Here is a 4,192-nt window from a genome sequence, read left to right on the forward strand (position 1 = left end):
CCCGGGTATCGTTGTGACGTTCGGTCACATAGGGTTCACCAATGCGGGCAAGCACGTCATGGGCATAACCCGGTCCATCATCCTCAATGGTGACGGCGACATTCTGCGAATCGTAGTCCACGGTCACGGTCACTTTTTCCCGCGCATAGTCCACGCCGTTTTCGATGAGATTGCCCAGCCCGTAAATAACGCCTGCATTCCGGATGCCAACCGGCTCGTCGATCCGGTTGTTCTTTTCGACGAGATCGAGACGGATGCCGAATTCCCGGTGCGGCGCCATCACCTCCTCAATCAGCGAGGAGAGCGGCAGGCGGCGCATATGTTCTTCATCATCGGTGGAAAGTGATGTAAGGCGGCGCAGAATATCCCGGCATCTTTCGCTCTGGCTGCGCAGCAGCGCTATGTCTTCGCCAAACCTTTCATCATTTCCGAGTTCCCGTTCCATTTCCTTGGCGACGACGCTGATTGTCGCCAGCGGCGTGCCCAACTCGTGTGCCGCAGCGGCGGCCAGACCGTCTAGCTGCGAGAGATGTTTTTCCCGCTCCAGCACCAGTTCGGTCGCAGCCAGCGCATCGGCCAGCTGATTGGCCTCGTGTGAAACGCGATAGGCATAAAAGGCCGCGAAAGAGGTCGTGGCAATGATCGCGACCCAGGTGCCCACATGCAGCAGAAGCTGGATCGGCAGCACCTCACCGGGATACCACGGAACCGGAAACGGCGAAAAAGCGATTGCCGTCGAGCAGATGACGGCAAATGCGAGCAGAATAAGCGAGTGCCGAAGCGGCTGCGACGCGAAGGCGATGATGACCTGCACGCAGATCAGCGGTGCGAAAGGATTAGAAAGACCACCGGTGATGTAGATGAGCGCCGTCAATTGCAGCAGGTCGAATGCCAGCAGCAATGTCGCTTCCCACGGCTCCAGACGATAGGTGGAGGGAAAACGCGCAGTGAGAAACAGGTTGGCAAGCGCCAGTGCACCGATCAAAAGGCTGCAAGCCAGAAGTGGCAGGGGGAAGTTCAAGCCGAAAGCAACAAGCAGGATCGTCGCACTTTGCCCGGCCACCGCCAGCCAGCGCAACCATACGATGGTTTGCAGCCTTATCCTGCGGCTGGCGCGGCCAAGCCTTGTTGTTTCGATCGGATGGCCAGCCACCTTCATCTCCTTTGTGCTTTTGATCGTCATCACGTTCCGCGCGGTTTTGCGCGGCTGGTCGGCAATGCCGATGCCGGGTCCTCAGGCCATGGATGGCGCGGATACCTCCCGCGCATGTCCGCCCGCACATCTTTCCACGATCCTGCCCAGAAACCCGGAAGATCGCGTGTCGTCTGTATCGGCCTGTGCGCCGGCGAGGTCAATTCCAGCAGCAGCGGCAACCGCCCCTGCGCGATGGCGGGATGAGCCGTCAGCCCGAAAAGCTCCTGCACACGAATGGAAAGCGTCGGTTCGCTGGCATCGTAACGAATAGGATGCCGCTGGCCCGTCGGCGCTTCGAAATGCGTCGGCGCAAGCCTGCCGAGATCGCGTGCGACCTCATAAGGCACCAGGGCTAAAAGTCCCTCGGAAAGGCTGCCGGGCCGGATATCCTGAAGGCTGCGGGCGCCGTGCTGGAAGGGCACGAACCATTCATCCAGCCGTAAAAGCAATGCAGCATCGCTGACATCCGGCCAGGGGTCGCCGATGCTGGCATTCAGAAAGCCTATCCTGTCGCGCAACTGCTGGGTTTCTTTTGTGAACGGAAGAATTCCGACACCAAATTCCCGAACGCCGTTGGCAAGTGCCTGCGCCGCCTGTTCACCCTCCGGGCGGGGCAGGGGCGTTTCGTCGAGGATGATGGCGCCTAGGCGCGTGACGCGGCGTGCACGCGCCTGACCGCTTGCCTTGTCAAACAGCAGCTGGTCCTGCTGCACAATAAGATGCGGCATCCGCTCTTCTATATCGGTGCGCTCGATGCTTGCTGCGGAAAGGATGCGCGGCTGTGCCGCACGCCCGGTAATATCGGCAACCACCAGCATCCTGCTCGCCGCCAGCCGTTCGGTTTCGGCAAGTTCTGCACCCCGGCCGTTCGCCATCACATAACGACCGCGCGCTCCTCGCTGAAGCGCAATCCGGTCCGGATAGGCGTGGAGCAGCAAGGGGCCAGCCTCGCTTGGCTGTTCATTCATAGTCTGCGCATCGCCGATCGCATCTAGAAGTCTCGAAGCCAGCTTGCGTGCCGCTTGCGCTCTTTCGCTTCTCTCGGAAAGAAAGCGGCGCAATCTTTCATCGAGATCAATGTCGGTTCCGCCCAGTCCCTGTTCCGTCAGCATGACAGCGAGCATCGCCGCCTTTTTTCCCGCACCTTCGCTCCCCGCTGCAATTACCATTGCCGCAAGCCTTGGCGGTAGTGAGAGGCTGCGCATCAGGTGGCCGCGTCGCGTCAGCGCGCCGCTTTCATCGAGTGCGCCCAGATTTTTGAGAAGCGCGATCGATTCCTTCAATGCCGCTTCGGGAGGGGCATCCAGAAATGAAAGCGCGGAAGGATCATGAACGCCCCAATGGGCGAGGTCGAGTGCAAGGCCGGAAAGATCACTCGCCAGAATTTGCGGTGGCGTGAAGGCGTTGAGCGCTGCCGTCTGTCCCGGATGCCACAGGCGGATCGCAACGCCGGGTTCCGTTCGTCCGGCTCGGCCCGCCCGTTGGTCGGCGGAGGCGCGCGAAACCCGCACTGTCTCCAGTCTCGTGATTCCCGTTGCCGGTTCGAAAACCGGTAGTCGCTGCAACCCGCTATCAATCACCACACGCACGCCATCTATGGTGATAGATGTTTCTGCGATCGATGTGGCAAGCACGATCTTGCGCCGTCCGGCCGGTGCCGGCTTGATCGCCGCATCCTGCTCCTTTTGCGAAAGATTGCCGTAAAGCGGGATGATATCTGTATCGTCGGAAAAGCGCCCCTCCAGCCGGTTGGCCGTGCGAGTAATTTCTGCCTGCCCCGGAAGGAAGGCAAGAATGGAGCCTGTTTCCGATGCATGAGCTTCGGTAATCGCCTTTGTGACTTTCTCGTCGACAGGCACACCCTGCCAGCGGTCCTCGTAGCGGATGTCGATTGGATATGTGCGGCCGAGGCTCTGAATGACAGGGGCATCGCCCATCAGCGCACTGATGCGTTCCACATCAAGGGTGGCGGACATCACGAGGATGCGCAGATCGTCTCTCAGTCCCTCCTGAACGTCGAGCGCAAGTGCCAGTCCGAAATCGCCATCGAGTGAACGTTCGTGAAACTCGTCGAAAATCACCGTCGAAACGCCGGCAAGTTCCGGGTCGTCCAGAACCATCCGGGCAAAGACACCCTCAGTCACCACTTCAATCCGGGTTCTTGAGGAGATGCGATTGTCGAGCCGCATACGATAGCCGACGGTTTCTCCAACATTCTCCTGAAGAAGATCAGCCATGCGTCCAGCCGCGGCCCGGGCGGCAAGCCGGCGTGGTTCGAGAAGAATGATCTTGCCGTCGCCCCGCCATTCCTCACGCAGGAGATGAAGCGGCACCAGCGTTGTTTTGCCCGCACCCGGAGGAGCCGATAGAACGGCACGCTTTGACCCGTCCAACGCTTGGGCAATCTCGGCCAGAACGTCGCTGACGGGAAGTACGGGCAGATCGATCTTTATATGGGCTGGCGTTCTGGTCATGCAAACAGGCCTGGGGCAATCGGGTTGATGTCTAAGCGTCTCTTTTGCCGTTTCTAAAGCACGGCCCGGTGCTTTGACAGCCGGCGGAGAGGGTTTCGCAAGAGCTCTTCCGGCAAAATTGCGGTTCTTCGCAAGCTATCTGTCGTGAAGGGTGGGAAGGGGTTCCCGCATGCGCCGCCAAAAGAGACGAGGATTCCGTCCTTTCTATGCCTCCCGTGCGGTCCGCCTTGAAACTATCTTTTATTTTCATATGTTTAGCAAAAATGTCAGTTTTTTGACGATAGGTGTGTTGACTTGTTTGAGGGTGATCTCTTATAAGTCCGCTCACTGAACGAGGGCGGCGGCGCTGCTGGCGACGAAGTCTTTCGTTCTAAAGAAATCATGTTGATGAGCTGACTGCTTGTTGTTTTCCAAGGGCTTTTGCTTTTGGGGTTTGATTTTGTGACTGCATTGAGCGGTCTGTTTTTTGACAATTGAATATGAGAAGAAAGAGAAACGTGGGCGGCGAAGCTTGCGGGGTCTG

At 58.8% G+C, this 4,192-nt stretch carries 3 protein-coding genes; all 3 read right to left on the bottom strand.

Going from position 1 to position 4,192, the window contains the following annotated elements:
* Positions 1–1,153: ActS/PrrB/RegB family redox-sensitive histidine kinase (locus tag GH784_RS26980; RefSeq protein ID WP_205650015.1), on the bottom strand; the 1,153-nt coding region annotated here is incomplete at its 3' end.
* 29 nt (positions 1,154–1,182) lie between these two features.
* A complete protein-coding gene (hrpB, locus tag GH784_RS26985; protein WP_065705017.1) occupies positions 1,183–3,669 on the bottom strand; it encodes an ATP-dependent helicase HrpB in 2,487 nt (828 codons plus the stop codon).
* Between the two features lie 324 nt (positions 3,670–3,993).
* Positions 3,994–4,192 (bottom strand): hypothetical protein (locus GH784_RS27335; RefSeq protein WP_210251788.1); only part of this gene is annotated, 199 nt, incomplete at its 5' end.

Source organism: Agrobacterium tumefaciens (assembly GCF_009649785.1).
GTDB lineage: Bacteria > Pseudomonadota > Alphaproteobacteria > Rhizobiales > Rhizobiaceae > Agrobacterium > Agrobacterium tumefaciens.